14 protein-coding genes are annotated in these 17,712 nt (G+C 52.8%); all 14 read left to right on the top strand.

The window, feature by feature from the left end; all coding sequences use genetic code 11:
• Positions 1-37: 37 nt before the first annotated feature.
• The 14 genes from hscA (at position 38) to der (ending at position 17,699) form a co-directional block, all read left to right on the top strand.
• A complete protein-coding gene (gene hscA, locus ACJJIW_RS01890; protein ID WP_444895048.1) occupies positions 38-1,909 on the top strand; it encodes a Fe-S protein assembly chaperone HscA in 1,872 nt (623 codons plus the stop codon).
• 90 nt (positions 1,910-1,999) lie between these two features.
• Positions 2,000-2,338, top strand: coding sequence for an ISC system 2Fe-2S type ferredoxin (gene fdx, locus ACJJIW_RS01885; protein WP_108731989.1), 339 nt, complete (start codon positions 2,000-2,002; stop codon positions 2,336-2,338).
• Between the two features lie 24 nt (positions 2,339-2,362).
• Positions 2,363-2,557, top strand: coding sequence for a Fe-S cluster assembly protein IscX (gene iscX, locus ACJJIW_RS01880; protein ID WP_282934076.1), 195 nt, complete (start codon positions 2,363-2,365; stop codon positions 2,555-2,557).
• A 280-nt stretch (positions 2,558-2,837) separates the two neighbouring features.
• Complete coding sequence (gene ndk, locus ACJJIW_RS01875; protein WP_108731991.1) at positions 2,838-3,266, top strand: nucleoside-diphosphate kinase; 429 nt, start codon at positions 2,838-2,840, stop codon at positions 3,264-3,266.
• A gap of 63 nt (positions 3,267-3,329) precedes the next feature.
• Positions 3,330-4,448 carry a dual-specificity RNA methyltransferase RlmN gene (gene rlmN, locus ACJJIW_RS01870; RefSeq protein WP_444892905.1) on the top strand — a complete coding sequence of 373 codons (1,119 nt, stop codon included), beginning with the start codon at positions 3,330-3,332 and terminating at the stop codon, positions 4,446-4,448.
• A gap of 542 nt (positions 4,449-4,990) precedes the next feature.
• Entirely contained in the window at positions 4,991-6,886 is a 1,896-nt protein-coding gene (locus ACJJIW_RS01865; protein WP_444936582.1) for a cytochrome-c peroxidase, read from the top strand.
• Between the two features lie 839 nt (positions 6,887-7,725).
• Complete coding sequence (locus ACJJIW_RS01860) at positions 7,726-9,627, top strand: cytochrome-c peroxidase (protein WP_444936581.1); 1,902 nt, start codon at positions 7,726-7,728, stop codon at positions 9,625-9,627.
• Between the two features lie 320 nt (positions 9,628-9,947).
• Entirely contained in the window at positions 9,948-10,724 is a 777-nt protein-coding gene (pilW, locus tag ACJJIW_RS01855; protein ID WP_282934072.1) for a type IV pilus biogenesis/stability protein PilW, read from the top strand.
• Complete coding sequence (locus ACJJIW_RS01850) at positions 10,714-11,682, top strand: RodZ domain-containing protein (RefSeq protein ID WP_444936580.1); 969 nt, start codon at positions 10,714-10,716, stop codon at positions 11,680-11,682. Before pilW ends, ACJJIW_RS01850 begins: the two co-directional genes overlap by 11 nt.
• A 98-nt stretch (positions 11,683-11,780) precedes the next feature.
• The gene (gene ispG / locus ACJJIW_RS01845; protein WP_444936579.1) at positions 11,781-12,893 is read left to right on the top strand and encodes a flavodoxin-dependent (E)-4-hydroxy-3-methylbut-2-enyl-diphosphate synthase; all 1,113 of its coding nucleotides are present in this window, start codon (positions 11,781-11,783) and stop codon (positions 12,891-12,893) included.
• A gap of 58 nt (positions 12,894-12,951) precedes the next feature.
• Positions 12,952-14,214 (top strand): histidine--tRNA ligase, encoded by a 1,263-nt coding sequence (gene hisS / locus ACJJIW_RS01840; RefSeq protein WP_282934069.1) that lies wholly within the window; start codon positions 12,952-12,954, stop codon positions 14,212-14,214.
• 70 nt (positions 14,215-14,284) lie between these two features.
• Entirely contained in the window at positions 14,285-14,992 is a 708-nt protein-coding gene (locus ACJJIW_RS01835; RefSeq protein WP_282934068.1) for a YfgM family protein, read from the top strand.
• Positions 14,992-16,155, top strand: coding sequence for an outer membrane protein assembly factor BamB (gene bamB / locus ACJJIW_RS01830; protein WP_282934067.1), 1,164 nt, complete (start codon positions 14,992-14,994; stop codon positions 16,153-16,155). Before ACJJIW_RS01835 ends, bamB begins: the two co-directional genes overlap by 1 nt.
• 146 nt (positions 16,156-16,301) lie before the next feature.
• Positions 16,302-17,699 carry a ribosome biogenesis GTPase Der gene (gene der / locus ACJJIW_RS01825; RefSeq protein WP_413664566.1) on the top strand — a complete coding sequence of 466 codons (1,398 nt, stop codon included), beginning with the start codon at positions 16,302-16,304 and terminating at the stop codon, positions 17,697-17,699.
• The last annotated feature ends 13 nt before the right edge of the window (positions 17,700-17,712 follow it).

Here is a 17,712-nt window from a genome sequence, read left to right as displayed (position 1 = left end):
AGACGGTACCGCGCCCCGCTTTAAGAAGAGATAACTAATGGCATTACTGCAGATTTCTGAACCGGGCCAGAGCCCAGCTCCCCACCAGCGCAAGCACGCAGTGGGTATCGATTTGGGGACCACTAACTCACTGGTAGCGACCGTGCGCAGTGGATCGGCAGAGGCCATTGCCGATGAGCAGGGCGAAGTGATCCTGCCATCAGCGGTGCACTACGGGGCCGAGGCGATTACCGTGGGTGCTGAAGCCCGCGCGTGCGCTGCAGAAGATCCCTACAACACCATGATTTCTATCAAGCGCCTGATGGGGCGAGGTGTTGCAGATATCAAAAGTTTTGGTGAGCAGCTGCCCTATCGCCTGGCTGAGAGCAGCGGCGGTATGCCTTCGATTGAAACTGCAGCCGGACCGGTAAACCCGGTGCAGGTATCGGCAGAAATCCTGAAAAAACTGGCCGCGCGCGGCCGCGAAGCGCTCTACGGCAAGGCGGGCGGTGAGCTGGATGGTGCGGTGATCACCGTGCCTGCCTACTTCGATGATGCCCAGCGCCAAGCGACCAAAGACGCCGCCCAACTGGCGGGCCTGAAAGTCCTGCGCCTGCTCAACGAGCCCACAGCAGCGGCTGTTGCCTACGGCCTGGATAAAGGCGAAGAGGGTGTGATCGCGGTCTATGATCTCGGTGGCGGCACCTTCGATATCTCTATTCTGCGCCTGTCCCGGGGTGTGTTTGAAGTCATGTCTACCGGCGGCGATACAGCCCTTGGTGGCGACGATTTCGATCGCACTATCGCTTCCTGGATCGCCGAGCAAGTGGGATTGGGTACCGATCTCGACGCCGCGACCCAGCGAGTCCTGTTAGACAGCGCCTGTGCTGCGAAAGAATCCCTGTCCAGTGTCGAGCAAGTGGAAGTGCAATACGGCGACTGGTCCGGTGTGCTTGACCGCGACACCATGGCTTCACTGCTGGACCCCCTGATCGACAAAACCCTACGCGCCTGCAAGCGCGCCCTGCGCGACGCCGGTATCAGTGCCGATGAGGTGCAGGAAGTGGTTCTGGTGGGTGGCTCCACCCGTACTCTGCGCGTGCGCGAGCGGGTTGAGGGTTATTTTGGCCGTCCCCCCCATGCGGAAATTGACCCCGACCAAGTGGTAGCAATCGGCGCCGCGATTCAGGCTGATGTACTGGTGGGCAATAAGTCCAGCGAAGAACTGCTGCTGTTGGATGTTATTCCCCTTTCCCTCGGGATTGAAACCATGGGCGGCCTCGCGGAAAAACTGATTGATCGCAACACGACCATCCCCGTCTCCAAAGCCCAGGAGTTCACCACTTTTAAAGATGGCCAGACTGCCATGGCGATCCATGTCGTGCAGGGCGAGCGGGAGCTGGTGAGTGACTGTCGCTCACTGGCGCGCTTTGAATTGCGCGGCATACCGCCGATGGTGGCCGGTGCCGCCCATATCCGTGTGACTTTCCAGGTGGATGCTGACGGTCTTCTGTCGGTGACAGCCATGGAAAAAAGCAGTGGTGTCAGTGCCGATATTACGGTTAAACCTTCCTACGGTCTGGAAGACAAGGATATTGCGCGCATGTTGCAGGAATCCTACACCCACGCCGCTGAGGATATCGCCCTGCGCGCCCTGCGCGAGGCTCAGGTGGAAGCGGAGAGAACCCTGGAAAGCATGTTGGTGGCCCTGCGTGAGAACGGCGCCCAGCTGCTGGACGAAGGTGAGTTAAACGAGCTTGAGCACGCGATGGAAGCTTTGCGCCTGGCCCATAACGGCGGCGACGCAGAGGAAATTCGTCGACGTATCGAAGCCTTGAATAAGCTGTCTGAGCCTTTTGCTGCCAAGCGTATGGATGCCTCCATTAAGCGGGCTATGCAGGGCCACAGCTTGGATGAATTTGATAAATAACCATGATCAGGCGCAGACTCTGCGCTGCCGGCGGCCGGGGAGTCGTTACTTTCTCCCCGTCGGATTGAGACCACAGAGGTTCAGTACCCCATGCCGAAGATAGTATTTTTACCCCATCCAGAAATGTGCCCCGAGGGCAAAGTGGTGGAAGCGGAGAGCGGTGTCAGCGTGATCGATGCGGCCCTGGCCAACGATATCGAAATTGAGCACGCCTGTGAAAAAGCCTGTGCTTGTACCACCTGCCACGTCATTGTGCGCGAGGGCTTCGATTCCCTGGAAGAGCCGGACGAGCTTGAAGAGGACCTGCTGGATAAAGCCTGGGGCCTGGAGCCGGAGTCTCGCCTGTCCTGTCAGGCGATTGTGGAGGATGAAGACCTGGTGGTCGAGATTCCCAAGTACACCATCAACCAGGTGTCGGAAAAGCACTGACCTGCACGCTGAGGAAGCTGAATCATGAAGTGGACTGATATTCACGATATTGCCATAGAGTTGAGCGAAGCTCACGAGGATGTGGACCCACTGACGGTCAACTTTGTCGACCTGCGCAACTGGGTGATGGCGCTACCCGGATTTGATGACGATCCCGATCGCTGCGGAGAGAAAATCCTCGAAGCGATCCAGGCTGCCTGGATCGAAGAGCAGGAGTAACCGGCCTTCGGGGCAGTATTGGCAAGAGAGTACAAAAGTCGATCAATACCCCGTATAATCCGCCGGCCGCGAAATGCGGTGATCAAAAATTGAGTACCCCCGGTGGGTATGAAAGGAATATCAGGGAAGAGCAACTGAGTAGGTTGCTCTTTCTTTATGTAGGGAGCCTCTGAACAATCCCGCAACACCTCTGCGAGCCGTGAAGGCCCGCCCTGTGGGGCTTACAGAGTTGTTTGGAGACTCCTAAGTTAAGTTACAAAAAATCAATTTGGAGATAACCATGGCCCTGGAGCGTACCCTTTCTATCATCAAGCCGGACGCAGTAGCCAAGAATGTAATCGGTGAAATCGAGAGCCGTTTTGAGAAAGCTGGCCTGAGCATTGTTGCCATGAAGATGGTTCAACTGTCCCGCGAAAAAGCTGAAGGTTTCTACGCTGAGCACAAAGAGCGTCCTTTCTTTAAAGACCTGGTTGACTTCATGACTTCCGGTCCAGTTGTTGTACAGGTTCTGGAAGGCGAGAACGCTATCCTGGCAAACCGCGATCTGATGGGTGCTACCAACCCTAAAGAAGCTGCTGCTGGCACCATCCGCGCTGACTTCGCTGACAGCATCGACGCCAACGCTGTACACGGTTCTGACTCCGCAGAGTCCGCTGCTCGCGAAGTAAGCTACTTCTTCGCCGACGACGAAATCTGCGCGCGCGCTTAATCCGCGCCACAAATCGCACCGGTCTGTCCGGACCGGTGCAATTCTTCCCCCGAGGTGAAATGAATGACCACAGAGAAAACCAACCTGCTCGGCCTTTCGGTAGAAAAGCTGGCCGCCTTTTTTGAATCATTGGGCGAGAAGCGCTTCCGCGCTGTTCAGGTTTTAAAGTGGATTCACCAGAACGGGGTAGATGACTTTGCTGAGATGACCAATGTCAGCAAGGCCCTGCGTCAAAAGCTGGCGGAAGTGGCCGAAGTCCGTGCCCCAGAAGTATTGAATCAGTGGGATTCCGCCGATGGCACACGGAAATGGTTAATTAAAGTCTCCGGTGGCAATGCTATCGAGACTGTCTATATCCCCGATGGCGATCGCGGCACCCTGTGTGTCTCCTCCCAGGTGGGCTGTTCCCTGGATTGCAGTTTTTGTGCAACTGGCAAACAGGGCTTTAACCGCGATTTAACGGCGGCAGAAATTATCGGGCAGGTCTGGATTGCCTGTAAATCTTTCGGTCAATTGGACCCGAAAGGACCGCGTAAGGTTACCAACGTGGTGATGATGGGCATGGGTGAGCCGCTGCTCAATTTCGACAATGTGGTCGATTCCATGAACCTGATGATGGAAGACAACGCCTACGGAATTTCCAAGCGCCGCGTTACCCTGTCGACTTCCGGTGTAGTGCCCGCACTGGACCGCCTCGCTGATGTTACCGATGTGAGCCTGGCGATTTCCCTGCATGCGCCCAACGATGAATTGCGTAACGAGTTGGTGCCGATCAATAAAAAATACCCTATTGCGGTGCTACTGGATTCCGCCAAGCGCTACATCGACCGCATGCCGGATACGCACCGTAAAATGACCATTGAATACACGCTGATGCGCGAGGTTAACGACCGCCCGGAGCACGCTGAGCAATTGGCGGAGCTGCTTAAAGAGATTCCGGTGAAAATTAACCTGATTCCCTTTAACCCGTTTGAGTTGTCCGACTACCAGCGAGTGAGTAATAACGCACTGCGTCGCTTCCAGCAGATTTTGCTCGACAAAGGTTATACCGTGACTGTGCGCACTACACGCGGCGATGATATTGATGCGGCCTGTGGCCAGTTGGCCGGCAGTGTTAACGACCGCACCCGCCGCTCCGAGCGCTACCGCAACGCAGAGCGCCCCGTTCGTATTGTTAACTAGTCGCTGGTAATTTTTTGTATAGGTTGCCAAATTGTTGGCAGCCTATTGGCTTCGATTTTCCCCTTCTCAAAAAAACTTTGTTCAGCCTGAAATTTCCTTTCTATTCTATTTTTCGTGTCAACGAAATTGCTTTATCTAACGTTTAACGCTCGAGGAAAATTTACCCGGGAAGGGAGTGTTAAATATATGTATATCGCTAAGTTAGAACGATCATATTTTTTTAATCTGCAGTTTGCCTGTAATAATTCAACCGTAAGTACAGTGGATATCCACTGGTGCGACACCTTCAACAGATATTGTGGCACTGAAACTATAGAGTGGCCGCGCTTGTAATTTCCACTGTTTATCAAAACAACATGCCGTTAGAGCGTACTGCCCAGTCATTTTTCGTTTGATCTGGAGTAGTTGCAGTGGGCTTGGGTTCAGGAATAACAATTTATTAAGGTGTTTTTCCATGTACATGGGAGACTGGAGCACGCGGCACTTTATTTATCACCCTGGCCAAGATTAAGAAAAATCATCGACGGGACTGTTCAATTATTATGAACGTTGAAAAAAACCAATTAACTCGATTGCCAGCGGCACTAATGAAGCTGTTGGTCATCTCTATATTTCTTTTTATGGTGGGCTGTGGCGGGGGCGGTTCCTCCAGTAGCGATGACGACTCATCTACAGAGACCACTGAAAGTGATGGTAGCTCGGAAGGTAGTTCTGATTCGGATGATGATACTAGCTCGGACTCAGAGCAGGGGATCGTGGTTTCTGAGTTGATCGCGAACGCCTACTCAGGTACCAGCATAGGGCTTTCCTGGGAAGACTCTGAAGAGACTTACTCCATTTATCGAGATGGTGAATTGGTTGCAGAAACCACTGATAACTATTTCGTGGATGAAAGTCTTTCAGTCAATACCGAATATAGCTATTGGGTTGGTGTCGGAGGCTTTGACAGTGAATCAGGTAGCGTTACTGCAAAGACGCTGGTTAATAACACTAATGATGGTTTCAGTAATGGTACGGATGCAGAGGCTATTGATAAGCGAATAGTTGATTTTGATGAATGCCAAAATGAGCGTTCAGCGATCGATGTGGACGATGACAGCCTCGATAGTTGCTTGCAAGCTGTACTGGATGAGGTAGGCATGGCAGAGCAGCTCGAAGATATGCGCGCCTTTGCTGCACGAGTTAGAAGTGAGCAAGACCCTGCGATGGTTGAGTTGGGCATGCGCCTGTTCCACAGTAAAAGTCTAAGTGCTAACGGCGATACAGCCTGCTCTTCTTGCCACCACCCGACAATAGGCTGTGCTGGTGATGACCTCTCTATGTCTGTTGGGGTTAATGCCGTTGATCCCGATTTGCTTGGCCCTGGGCGCTCCGATGGTGAAAATGAAGTGCCGTTGGTAGCACGTAATGCCCAGCCTATTTGTAATGTGGCGCTCTGGGATAACGGATTGTTTTGGGATAACCGGGTCCTGTTTACCGATGATGGTAGCCTTAAAACGGATTCCAGGGATGTAACTAATAATACCGAAGCGGCGGTTGGTACTGGCACCTTGGCACTGATGATGGCCCAAGCACACTTTCCAGTAACTGATGCCGCTGAGATGGGGGATATTTCTGAATTTGGCTATGATGAAAGTAGCGACGGTGATCTCACAGATTACCGTGAAGAGTATCTCATACCAAAGCTCAATCAAGACTCCTGGGGAGCTTTATTTACTGCTGCTTATGGCGATTCTGAAATTGATTTCAGCAGGATCGCAGAGGCAATCGCTGCCTATGAAGCGGTCTATATCTTTATCGATAACCCCTTCTTTGATTATGTCGATGGTGACCTGACTGCAATTGATAACGATGCGAAGCGTGGAGCTATTACTTATTTTACGCCAGGTTCTGGTTGTACTGCTTGCCACACGGGTGCCTTCTTTACCAATCAGGGGTTGAGAGTCGTTAACTATCCACAAATTGGTATTGGTAAAGAGGATGATGGCGCGGATTGGGGCGGGGCCGTACTGGGTGGCTTCCGTGTTCCAACACTGCTCAATGCGGGAATTACTGGTCCCTGGGGCCATGCGGGGCAGTTCGGTACTTTAGAGAGAAATATCGAGCACTACGCTGGTCAAGCGGATTCGGTATCCCGGTATTTCGCCGATAGCGAAATGTGCGATCTGGATCAGTTTGCCGAGCTTGAAGATTGTGCGGAGAAAGTTGCGCCAGACGGCCTGGAACTGACGGAGGCTATTCTGGAGATAGATGGTGATGCAGCGCTCCCCATAGATGACGATGAAGTGGGGTTTATTGCAGCATTTCTTGAAGCACTTACCGATCCGGATGCAGAGAATGTGAATTCAAGCGCAACCCAGTCCCTAATCCCACCTCGTGATGGTGGTCCTGATGGGATGCAGTTGGATGCTTGGGATGAGGACGGCAATGAACTCTAAGCACTCCCTGTAATAAATTTTGGCGCCTCATTTTATAGCCGACTATCACCGAGGCGCCGTTCTCCGAAGAAATGTTTTTATATTCGAACCTTTTATTCGGGGATCGATTTTCTATCTATCCCCCTTCCCAAGTTTTTGGTTTGTACTCATAAAGCCCTATTAATTACTTCTCTACTCTACTCTGTTCTGGTTCTTATACATTTCTTCCTTGCTTTTCTTGTTCAAGCTGTCAGTCCTTGCAGGCCATTTTTTGTTTATATGTAATAGTTTGAATAAGAACTGGGTTGCTTCAAATTCTTTTTGCTTTTTCATCTTTAGGTTAAAGCCAATCAAAATATTCAAGCAGGACCACCACCCGTTAATACCAAGGAATTAAATTTTTCGATTTCATTAAATTCCACTTTGGTGGCTAGTTTCTTTAATTTCCACGCAATGAGAACAGGTGTAATAGATTACTGCGACTTTCTTAGCAGTTATTCCTGCGTTTGATGGTTAGAGTAGATCCAAGGAGCCCCTGAAAGCCAGTAGGGCGGGCCTTGGCTGTGTTGCAGCACTTGCAATAAGGCCATTCGTGGCGAGCTGCGCTCAAAATCTGTAGTTCCCAGGATCTGCAGAGATATTACGGAGCTGTTCAGGGGCTTCCTGGGTATTTGGCCCTTATCTATAGTAAGGCCGAAATTTCCTTCGCTTCAATTTGAGTGAGTTTTAATTCACCGTTTTATTTTTAGTTTTACAGCAAGTGTTTCCTTACCCTTTGGTGTCAGTACTGGCACTTAGATCTGTATTTGCTGTCAAGAACTCGGAACAAGAAAAGGTCATTGACGGGCAGGTCAAGAACTATGAACTCTGTTAATAATAAATTAACTCAACAGCAAACGGCGCTGATAAAGTCGTTATTTCTATCTTTAATTCTTGTGATGACTGGCTGTGGAGGCGGTGGTTCCTCCAGCAGCGATAGTGATTCATCAACGGAGACTGGCGACACGGGGAGCGGTGATGATTCTGGTACAGGTGATGATTCTGGTACAGGCTCAGGGCAGGGAATCATCCCTGCAGAATTGATTGGCAATGCATTTTCAGGCACCAGTATCGGCCTATCCTGGGAGAGTACTGGTGATACCTATGTGATTTATCGTGGCAGTGTGAGAATTGCGGAGACCACCGAAGGATACTATGTCGATGAAGGCCTTTCGGTAGATACTGAGTACACATACTGGGTCACTACTGGTGATATTGATAACGGCGATGAAACTTCCAGTGTTACTGCTAGAACATTAGTTAATAACTCGAATGCGGGCCTAAATAATGGCTCCGATGCCGATGGTGCAGATAACCGGGTATCTGATTTTGATGAATGTCAAAATGCACGCTCAGCGGTAGATATTGCTGCTGGCAGTCTGGACAGCTGTTTACAGGCGGTGCTGGATGACGTTGGCATGGCTGAGCAGTTGGAGGATATGCGTGCCTTTGCAGCTCGGGTTAGGAGCGAGCAGGACCCAGCTATGGTGGAGTTGGGGATGCGTTTATTTCACAACAAAAGCCTGAGCGCTGATAACGACGTTTCATGTTCCTCTTGTCATCACCCGGCAATGGGCTGTGGTGGTGATAATTTGTCGATGCCGGTTGGTGTCGACCCCATTGATGCTAATTTGTTAGGTCCGGGTCGCTCTGACGGTCAGAATGAGGTTCCACTTGTGCCGCGCAATGCCCAACCTATCTGTAATGTGGCGCTCTGGGATAGCGGCTTATTCTGGGATAATCGGGTCGCAATAAATGGTAATGGAGGACTTAGAACAGACTCCCGGGATGTTACGAATAATACTGAAGACGCGGTGGGCACCGGCACTCTGGCACTTATGATGGCCCAGGCTCATTTTCCGGTCACTGAAGCTGCGGAGATGGGAGATATAACCCAGTTTGGTTACGATGATACCAGCGATGACGGGTTTACGGATTACCGTGAGGATATTCTTGCTGAAAAATTAACCCAGGACTCTTGGGGCGCGATGTTTACCGCAGCTTTCGGTGACTCGGCAATTAATTTTAGCAGGATTGCGCAGGCTATTGCCTCCTACGAGGCGGTACAAATTTTTATCGACAACCCCTTTTTCGACTATGTCGACGGTGATCTAGCAGCCCTTGATAACGATGAAAAGCGTGGGGCTATCACCTTTATGACACGCAATTCAGGGTGTACTAATTGCCACTCAGGTGCCTTTTTCTCTAATCAGGGGTTGAGAGCAGTCAGCTATCCGCAAATTGGTGTTGGCAAGGACGAGAGTGGCAACGGAGCTGACCTCGGCGGGAATGGAAGTGGTAGTTTCCGAACTCCAACCCTGCTTAACGTAGCGCTTACTGGCCCCTGGGGACATGCCGGCCAGTTCGGCAGTTTGAAGAGAAATGTGGAGCATTATACAGGTCGTGCCGATTCTGTTTCCCAGTACTTCACCAATAGTGAAATGTGTGATTTGGATCAATTTGTAGGAGTGGACGAGTGCGCGGCAAAAGTTGCGCCTAATGGCCAAGCTCTCACTGAAGCATTGCTGGCTGAAAATGGTGATGGCGCTGTTAATTTGGACGATGATGAGGTTGATTTACTTGTGGCATTCCTTGAAGCTCTAACTGACCCAGATGCGGCAAATATTGGCTCTAATGCAGTTCAATCGCTGATTCCACCTAGAGACAGTGGTCCAGATGGGATGCAGTTGGATGCAGAAGACCAGGAGGGTAACCAACTCTAAACACTGATAGACCCCTGTGGCTGGTGTGATGGCAATGTTGGACAAAGTCGTCACTAAATGGAATTGATTGGGTTTTAGGGCTGCAACTGGTAAGGCTTTCCGGCAGTATAGGGGCTTGGGAAGCGCCAGTTGAGGCGGAAACAGTTTTCTAACAGAAAAACCGAATCACTATCAAAGGATGCTGGTGGCTGTAGACGGTTTTTCTTTGTTTTGCGGGCTTGCTTTGTCCAGGGATTGGCGGCGGCATTGACTGGTGTAGCACTGTCATCCGCATAATCTCGCTGGGCCTATAAGTGAAAAATAAAGATACAGGTGGTGTAGTGTCCGCGAAATTTAAGAGTCTGCCGCTCCTAGTGCTACTCGGTACCCTTTTGGGAGGCTGTGTAACCTCTGGAGGGGCGGAGCGCAAGGCAGTTAATCTGGATAAAGCTTTGGAAACCCATGTCCAGTTGGGGCTTCGCTACTTGAGAGATCCTGATAACAGAGAGCAGTCCCGTCGCCATTTAAACCGTGCTTTGGAATTGGGTAAAAAGAATCCATTGGCACATCATGGCCTGGCGTTGCTCTATCAAGTGGATGGTGAGTTGGATATTGCCGAGTCTCATTTCAAGAAAGCTCTACGCTATAGCGATGGGTTTTCCATGGCTCATACCAACTATGGCGTTTTTCTCTATAAGCAAGAGCGCTATAAAGAAGCCCTCAAGCAGTTTGAGCATGCCTCCACCGATCTCACTTACAACCGCCGCTCTTTTGCCTTGGTCAACTATGGTCGCACGGCTGCACGTCTTGGACTTGAAGACAAGGCGGAAGGGGCTTATGCCAGGGCGTTGGCGTTGAACCCCGATTTGCCATTGGCTCTGATTGAAATGGCCGAACTGAAATTCGATGCCGGTGATTATGCTAAATCCAAAGTTTACCTGGATCAGTTTAGTGAAAAAAACCGCCAGACTCCACAGTCACTATGGCTTGGAATTCGAATAGAAAAAGTATTTGGCAATCGTGACAAGGAGCGCAGTTACGCCCTTGCTTTGAAAAATTTGTACCCGTACTCTGCGGAGACACTGAAATATCAGGAGTTGAGTGGTAATGACGGATAGTAGTCCCGAGCACTGCGATGGTGGTGAACTCGTATCCAGTACGCAAACTTCTAAAGACTCTGCCGGCCGTCTCTTGCTGGCGGCTAGAGAAGCGGCGGGGCTCTCCCGTGCGGAGCTGTCGCAGCGCCTCTGTATTATCGACAACACTGTTGAGTGGCTGGAAAGTGACAATTACGTGCGGCAGCCGGAAGCTGTCTATGCACGAGGCTATATTCGCAATATTTGCCGTGAATTGAGTATTCCCGTTGAACCTGTTTTGGAAGCCTATGATAGAGACCGGCCACAGCCGGAACAGCGTAGCGAATCCCGGCGAATCACCAAGGCTGAAGCATTCAGGCCCGAACGCAGAAGAGGGCATGGGGCTTTGGCTCTAATACCTCTGCTGCTTGCCGCTGGTGTCTTTTGGTGGAAATACGGTACCCCGGTCAATATTCCCGGTATGCCCCTTGGCGAAGATGGTGCTGAGCAAGTAGCTGAGTCCCCGGTTGCCAATGCAGTTATAGATAATTCAGTCGCTAATGGTGAGCAAGTTGAAATCCAGCAGCAAGAGATGACGGTAGCAGCTGGAAACCTTGGCTCAGAGTCCGCAGCCAATGATTCTGTGAATATCCGACCTGAGGTTGCCAGCGTTGATTTGGTGGAAGTTCAACCCACTTCTTCTGTAGCAACAGTGACTGAGCCTGTACCCACCCAAGTAGCCCAGTTGGACCAGGCCCTGAAAGGCGCATTGCGGCTTCGCTTTGATGAAGATGCCTGGGTTGAGGTGAAAGACGCACAAGGTGTGATTTTACTGGCCGGGGTCCAAGCTGCTGGCAGTGCCAAATCTATAGATGGAGATGCTCCATTTGAGCTGATGTTGGGAAATGCCCGTGCAACCCATGTGGTTTACCGCGATGAAACTATCGACAGCCAGCCTATTGGCGACCGCCGCACTCGTCGTCTGATTGTCGGCGATTAAGATGATCTTCCCCGTTTGGGCGCGAACCCTGTAGGTTTGCGCCCAATCTCTCTATAATCTCCCCTCGATTTTTATCAGTAATACCACCAGGTCAGCCTATGCAATTTGAATCTCCCATTGTCCGCCGCAAGTCGCGCCAGATTATGGTGGGTGATGTACCGGTCGGAGGGGATGCCCCGATCTCGGTGCAAAGTATGACCAACACCGAAACCTGCGACGTAGCAGCTACTGTTGGCCAGATCCAGCGCCTGGAACAGGCTGGAGCCGATATAGTGCGGGTTTCTGTGCCCAGCATGGATGCCGCAGAGGCGTTTGGAGAAATTAAAAAACAGGTGAATGTCCCGTTGGTCGCAGACATTCACTTCGATTACCGTATCGCCTTGCGGGTCGCAGACCTGGGGGTGGATTGCCTGCGTATTAACCCCGGTAATATTGGCCGAGAGAAGCGTATTCGGGCCGTAGTGGATAAAGCGCGCGATCTGAATATCCCGATTCGTATCGGTGTCAATGCGGGCTCCCTGGAAAAAGACCTGCAGAAAAAGTATGGCGAGCCCACGCCGGATGCTCTGGTAGAGTCGGCGCTGCGCCATGTAGCGATCCTCGACAGCCTGGACTTCCAGGACTTCAAAGTCAGTGTAAAAGCATCCGATATCTTTATGGCCACGGCTGCCTATCGCAAGCTGGCCCAGCAGATTGAGCAACCGCTGCACTTGGGTATTACCGAAGCTGGTGGCTTGCGTGCCGGCACAGTGAAGTCGGCGATTGGTCTCGGTGCCCTCCTGCTCGACGGTATTGGTGACACCCTGCGGGTTTCCCTGGCTGCAGACCCGGTGGAAGAGGTCAAAGTGGGCTGGGATCTGCTCAAAAGCCTGCGTCTGCGCAGTAAAGGTATTAACTTTATTGCCTGTCCCAGTTGCTCGCGCCAGAACTTCGATGTGGTGAAAACCATGAATGAGCTGGAGACGCGCCTGGAAGATGTGACCACACCGCTGGATGTGGCAGTAATTGGCTGTATCGTCAACGGCCCCGGCGAAGCGAAAGAAGCCGATGTAGGCCTGACAGGTGGTACCCCGAGCCATGCCATCTATGTGGATGGGCAGCCAGACCGCAAGTTTAAGAATGAAAATCTGGTGGATGATTTAGAGCGTTTGATTCGCGAGAAGGCGGCCGCCAAGGCCGAGCGCGAAGCGGATATCATCGCCAAGGCGTAGAGGGCAACAGCTCCCTGCGCAAGCCCCAATTAATTGAGTGAAAAATTAAGGAACAGCGTTGAAACAGCTTCGCGCAATTCGCGGCATGAACGATCTGCTACCGGAACAGTCCCCGGTATGGCAGTACGTGGAAGCCACACTGAGTGAACTTACTAGTCGCTACGGCTACACCGAAATTCGCACTCCCTACCTGGAGTCGACCCAGTTATTTTGCCGTGCGGTGGGCGAGGCTACCGATATTGTCGAGAAGGAAATGTACACCTTTGATGACAAGAGCGGTGACAGCGTTACCCTGCGCCCTGAGGGCACAGCGGGCACTGTGCGTGCAGCAATCCAGAGCAACTTGCTGAACCAGCCACAGCGCCTGTGGTATTTCGGCCCTATGTTCCGCTATGAGCGCCCACAGAAGGGGCGCCTGCGTCAGTTCCACCAGTTTGGTGTCGAGGTGTTTGGCATTCAAGGGCCGGATATCGATGCAGAAATCCTGATCATGACTGCGCGACTGTGGCGTCAGCTGGGTATCAGCGAGCATGTGACCCTGCAGCTCAATTCCCTGGGTAACGCTGAGAGCCGCGCTGCTTATCGGGATGCGCTGGTCACTTATTTAAGTGAGCGTCGTGACCAGCTGGATGAGGACAGCCAGCGCCGTCTGGAGCGCAATCCGCTGCGAATTCTCGACAGTAAAAATGCGCAAACTCAGGAACTGCTGGCGGATGCGCCCTGTCTACTGGACTTCCTCGATGAGGAATCCGCCGCCCACTTTAGTCAGCTAAAGGCGCTTTTGGACGGGGCTGGCGTTAAGTATGAGATCAATCCCAAGTTGGTGCGCGGTCTCGACTACTACGGAAAAACCGTATTTGAGTGGGTGACCGACAGCCTCGGTGCCCAGGGCACTGTGTGTGCCGGTGGCCGCTATGACGGCCTGGTAGAACAGATGGGTGGCAAAGCCACTCCGGGAGTGGGTTTTGGCCTGGGTGTTGAGCGTCTTGTATTGATGCTGGAAACCCTAGAAGTGTTGCCTGAGTCCCTTTCGCAACAGGTAGATGCCTACCTGGTTGCCGTTGGTGATGTACAATCAGCTGCCATGACAGCCGCCGAGCAATTGCGCGACGAGCTGCCCTGGTTGCGACTGCAGTTGCACTGTGGTGGAGGAAGCTTTAAAAGCCAGATGAAGAAAGCTGATAAGAGCGGCGCCGATTATGCGCTGATTATCGGCGAAGATGAGGCTGCAAGTGGTCAGATAACTGTGAAGTACCTTCGCGCTGACCAACCGCAGCAAACGCTGGCACCGAAAGAGCTGGCAGCACTGCTGCAAGGCTGAAAGAAACACTGAGGGAGGCGGAGGCCCCCGCCGGGAAAGTTAGTAATCTACAGGAAAGGCAAATTACCCAATGGCTGAGCATCTTACCGAACAAGAACAAATAGAAACGCTGAAGCGCTGGTGGGCGGAAAATGGCAAGGGAATTGTGACTGGCATTGTGCTGGCCCTGGCCGGTTACTTCGGTTATCAGTGGTGGCAGGGAGATCAGCGCACCAAGGCTGAAGCGGCCTCTGACTTGTACCAGACTTTCGTTGAAGCGGTCTCCGCCAACAACAATCAACCGGACAACAAGCAGCTTACCACTGCCAAGAATGTGGCCGAGCAGCTGAAAGATGATTTTGCCAAGCGTATCTACGCCAGCCAGGCTGCACTGCGTCTCGCGGCTATTTCAGCGGAGAGCAATGACCTGGAAGCTGCCGAGCAGCAGCTGCAGTGGGTACTCGACAACACCAGTGAAGCAAGCCTGGAGTTGCTCGCTAAACGCCGCCTGGCCGCTGTTTTGGCGGCCCGTGGTGAGTCCGATGAAGGCCTGAAATTGCTCGAGGGCACCATACCCCCGGCATTCGCGGCCCTTTATTCTGAGACTCGTGGTGATATCCTGAAGCAAAAGGGTGACATCGCCGGTGCGCGTGCCGCGTACGAGCAAGCACTGACAGAGCTTCTGCCAGAGCAAGCGGGCAACACCCAACTTCTGCGCCTGAAGGCTGAAAGCCTGGCGGTAACCGAGAGCAGTGACGCTCAGAACCAAACCGAGCCTGTATCTGAGGGAGACGAGTAATGGGATTTCTGAATCGCGCTGCGGGTCGCACTGCAGCGGTGGCGCTAGCGGTGGCCCTGGCCGCCTGTGCCTCTAATGACGAGAAGGAAGATGTCGACCCCGTCGAACTGGTGGATATTAACTCCACTGTTGCCCTGCAAGAGGTGTGGTCTGCCGATATTGGCGGTATTGACCAAAAGCGTTACGCGATGCTGCAGCCGAGCCTTATCGATGGTCGCCTGATAGCTGCCAGCAGCGATGGTGAAATCAGTGCTTTTGATCGCAGCTCCGGGCGCAAGCTCTGGGAGACAGATCTGGATGTAGATCTGAGCGGTGGTGTGGGTACTGGCCTGGGCATGGCGGTAGTCTCCGACTACCGCGGCCGCGCTGTGGCTCTGGATCTCGAAAACGGCGCTGAGCTATGGAATTACCAGGTCTCCGGCGAAGTAGTTGCCGCTCCAGCGATCGGTGCTGGCGTGGTTGTCCTGCAGACCGTAGATGGCAAGCTGGTTGGCCTCGACGCTACCAGCGGTGAAGAGTTGTGGAGCCACAATACCAATTTGCCAGTACTGACCCTGCGCGGTACTGCAGCACCTGTTATTAGCGGTGGTATGGTGATTGCCGGCCTGGATAACGGCAAACTGCTGGCCCTGGACGCCCGCGATGGCATTCAGCGCTGGGAACAGCGAGTCGCTATTCCCCAGGGCTCTGCGGAGCTGGAGCGGGTAGTTGATATCGACGGTGCTCCAGTAGTGCGCGGTGATTTGGTGTTTGCCGCCAGCTACCAGGGCCGTGTTGTCGCCCTGTCCAAAGATAATGGCCGCGGCCTCTGGGCTCGCGATGCCTCTACCCACCACGAAGTGGCAGTAGGTGGTGGCCATGTCTACCTCAGTGATGCCTCCGGTAGCGTCTATGCCTACAATGTGGGCAGCGGCCAGATCGAGTGGAGTAATAACGAACTATTGCGCCGCGAATTGAGCGGACCGGCTTTCTTCCAGGACGTGGTCGTTGTGGGAGATCTGGAAGGCTACCTGCATGTGCTGGACCCTAATTCCGGACAATTTATTGGCCGCGAGCAGGTGGACGGTGATGCGATTCGCATCCCCATTCTGGTTGATGGCGATCTGATATTTGTGCTGTCGGATGATGGCAAGTTATCAGCTCTACGCCTCGCTGATTCCTGATAATCGCAGCCAACTGACGAGAGGCGGACAGGCTGTCCGCCTTAGGGCTTAGAGCCCGCAAATGGAGCCTGCTGCGCAGGCAAGTTGAAATCGCCCGCCTCGCGCGGGCTTTTGTATTTTTTTATTCGGCTAAAACCAGAATTTGTATGCTGCCAGTAATTGCCCTGGTCGGGCGCCCCAATGTGGGCAAATCCACACTTTTTAACCGGTTGACCAAGTCTCGCGACGCTTTGGTGGCCAACTACGCCGGGCTTACCCGCGATCGCAAGTACGGTGAGGCGGAGATCGACGGGCGCAAGCTGTTACTGGTTGATACCGGTGGTATTTCCGGTGGCGAAGAAGGCATCGATGCGGCTATGGCCGAACAATCTATGCAGGCCATTGAAGAAGCAGACTTCGTACTCTTTTTGGTGGACAGCCGCGCCGGCCTGACCCCAGCCGACGAGATGATTGCCGAGCGCTTGCGCACCCGCTCCAAGCCCACTTTCCTGGTGGCCAACAAAGTTGATGGGGTAAACCCGGATATTGCCCTGGCACCTTTCTATGAGTTGGGTATTGGTGAGCTTTTCCCGACGACTGCTACCCACGGACGCGGTGTTCGCTCCCTGATGCAGCGGGTAATCGAGGACCTGCCCGAGCAGGAGATTGAAGAGGAAGCCGAGGAAGCGACCGGAATCAAGATTGCCATTGTGGGCCGCCCCAATGTGGGTAAATCCACCCTGGTTAACCGCCTCTTGGGTGAGGACCGGGTTGTTGTCTACGATCAGCCCGGCACAACCCGCGATAGCGTCTATATCAATTATGAACGCGACGAAAAGCCTTACACCCTGATCGATACTGCGGGCATTCGCCGCCGGAAAAATATCAAGGAGTCGGTGGAGAAGTTCTCTATCGTCAAAACCTTGCAGGCGGTGGAAGATGCCAACGTAGTGGTTCTGGTGATCGATGCCCGCGAAGGCCTGGTGGACCAGGATATGCACCTGATGGGCAGCGTAGTACAGGCGGGACGCGCGCTGGTAGTTGCCCTGAACAAATGGGATGGGCTGGAAGCGGATCATCGCGACTATGTGAAAGCCGAGTTGGAGCGCCGCCTGCGCTTTGTGGACTTTGCTGATGTGCACTTTATTTCTGCACTGCATGGCACCGGTGTTGGGCATCTGTACGAGTCCATTGAGGGTGCTTACCAGAGCGCTACAGACAAACTGTCCACTAATCACCTCACTCGTATTCTGGAGTGGGCGGTAAGTGAGCACCAACCACCTTTGGTGCACGGACATCGTATCAAATTGCGCTACGCTCACGCCGGTGGACAAAATCCGCCGGTTATTGTGATCCACGGTAACCAGACTGAGCAGGTACCGGCACATTATGTGCGCTACCTGGAGAAGACTTTCCGCAAGGCTCTGGATTTGCACGGTACTCCGGTAAAAATTGAGTTCCGCACCAGCGCCAACCCCTACGCGGACAAAAAGAACAAGCTGAGTGACCGCCAGAAGGCCAAGAAACGCCGCCTGATGAAGTTTGTTAAAAAGAAGAAAAAATAAGAGGCGGTAACTT

It is taken from the genome of Microbulbifer maximicatervae (SeqCode) (genome assembly GCF_052467815.1).
The sequence above is the reverse complement of the archived record's forward strand: the minus strand, read 5'-3'. Positions and strand labels throughout refer to the sequence as shown.

Excerpts from the sequence above, each read along its gene's own strand:
- ACJJIW_RS01860 (WP_444936581.1), top strand. The coding sequence starts at position 7,726 with ATGAACTCTGTTAATAATAAATTAACTCAACAGCAAACGGCGCTGATA.
- hscA (WP_444895048.1), top strand. The coding sequence starts at position 38 with ATGGCATTACTGCAGATTTCTGAACCGGGCCAGAGCCCAGCTCCCCAC.
- bamB (WP_282934067.1), top strand. The coding sequence starts at position 14,992 with ATGGGATTTCTGAATCGCGCTGCGGGTCGCACTGCAGCGGTGGCGCTA.
- fdx (WP_108731989.1), top strand. The coding sequence starts at position 2,000 with ATGCCGAAGATAGTATTTTTACCCCATCCAGAAATGTGCCCCGAGGGC.
- ACJJIW_RS01835 (WP_282934068.1), top strand. The coding sequence starts at position 14,285 with ATGGCTGAGCATCTTACCGAACAAGAACAAATAGAAACGCTGAAGCGC.
- der (WP_413664566.1), top strand. The coding sequence starts at position 16,302 with ATGCTGCCAGTAATTGCCCTGGTCGGGCGCCCCAATGTGGGCAAATCC.
- ispG (WP_444936579.1), top strand. The coding sequence starts at position 11,781 with ATGCAATTTGAATCTCCCATTGTCCGCCGCAAGTCGCGCCAGATTATG.
- ACJJIW_RS01850 (WP_444936580.1), top strand. The coding sequence starts at position 10,714 with ATGACGGATAGTAGTCCCGAGCACTGCGATGGTGGTGAACTCGTATCC.
- iscX (WP_282934076.1), top strand. The coding sequence starts at position 2,363 with ATGAAGTGGACTGATATTCACGATATTGCCATAGAGTTGAGCGAAGCT.
- ACJJIW_RS01865 (WP_444936582.1), top strand. The coding sequence starts at position 4,991 with ATGAACGTTGAAAAAAACCAATTAACTCGATTGCCAGCGGCACTAATG.
- ndk (WP_108731991.1), top strand. The coding sequence starts at position 2,838 with ATGGCCCTGGAGCGTACCCTTTCTATCATCAAGCCGGACGCAGTAGCC.
- rlmN (WP_444892905.1), top strand. The coding sequence starts at position 3,330 with ATGACCACAGAGAAAACCAACCTGCTCGGCCTTTCGGTAGAAAAGCTG.